This window comes from Candidatus Caldatribacterium sp. (assembly GCA_014359405.1).
GTDB classification, from domain to species: Bacteria; Atribacterota; Atribacteria; order Atribacterales; family Caldatribacteriaceae; genus Caldatribacterium; species Caldatribacterium oleiphilum.
The window spans coordinates 6200-7443 of sequence record JACIZN010000094.1 but is presented as its reverse complement, the minus strand read 5'-3'; the positions used below and the strand labels follow the sequence as shown (position 1 = coordinate 7443).

At 50.8% G+C, this 1244-nt stretch carries 1 protein-coding gene and 1 pseudogene (1 of these 2 cut by a window edge); both read right to left on the bottom strand.

The genetic code is table 11. The annotated features are described in order from the left end of the window. The coding region (locus tag H5U36_07750; protein MBC7218015.1) for a hypothetical protein at positions 1–1127 on the bottom strand (1127 nt) is incomplete at its 3' end. Positions 1128–1143: 16 nt separating this feature from the next. After that, positions 1144–1244, bottom strand: a pseudogene (locus H5U36_07745) (outer membrane lipoprotein-sorting protein) (it continues 674 nt past the right edge of the window).

Genomic DNA, 1244 nt, shown 5'->3' with positions numbered 1-1244 from the left:
GCACTCCCATCTTGGAGACTTGTAACCCAGTTCACGAAAGGTTTCCATTTTCCGTCGTCACTCTGCCAGTCAACGTGTACGTATCCGTAAGGCGAGACGCTTTCACCCTCCTCCCAAGGGTTTCCAAGAAGGTACGCAACGCTGATATAGGTGTTGTCCCAGGAGTAGTCTACTCCAAGGCTTGCCTTCCAGTACGGCGCATCAAAAACCGGAAGAGAAATCCTTTCCCCATCCGGAAGCACCACGGTATGCACCCACTGTTCCGGCACAACCCAGGCCAAATCGCCTCGAAGTGTCAGACCTTCTATCCCTGCAAGGGTTCCTTGAAATTCCAAACCGAGAACAGATCTTTTGGGGTACCCAGAGCGAACTCGAACATCCCACGACCCTTCGGGGAGAAGAGAAATGGTCGTCTCTTTCGGGTAGGAAGAGAGGAAGTATCCGTTGATGTAGCTCAGGGCAATATCGAAAGAGCCAAGAGAGCTTCGTGCTCGAAGCGCCCAAATGGGTGAAGCAAACCCCACCGACGGCTCTTCCTTGGCGAGAACGATATTTGCCTTTTCAGGAACAACACCAAAAGGAACAAGAGAAGGCAAAAGGAGCTGCTTTTCAACAAACTCGGGAACGAAATTCGCTACAAAGCGGGGCTGATAGAAGAACTCAAGAGATGAAGTACCACTTGGGTACCACTCAAGATCCAAAGCTGGAACCGGGATTTTCTCTTCAATTGCAGACCTGCTGAGACCTTGAGAGAAAGGTCGGGGGTTGAGAATGTCCACAGGACTCATAATGTCCGAAGCTCCCCAGGTTACCTCAAGAAGCCCAATCCGGAAATCCGTTGTCTCCCAGGGTGCCTGAACTCCTTGGAGGCTTATCTCTTTCACCCTGAGAGGACGGATGTTGTTCTCATCCTGGTACTTGAGAAGGAGCTCCACATTCCCAAAGTAAGTGTCACTCAGAGACACCGTCGAGGAAAGGTCCACCGTCACACCATAGTCAAGGTCATTTTCTCTGAAGCCGTACCGACCCCAGGTGGTAACACTCCCCTGCGTCTCTAAAGCCACAGCTTGAAGTCCAAGGCTAAGCAAGAAAACGACCACAATCCCAAAAGAAAGCCATGGTTTCATCGTTGCCACCCTCGTCCTACAGTGTCGGTCGCTGGATGGTTCGAACGCTGAAGAAATTATCCGGTAGAGGAATATCCTCTTCAATAGAACTCACTTCCATTACCGTCGCATGATTCT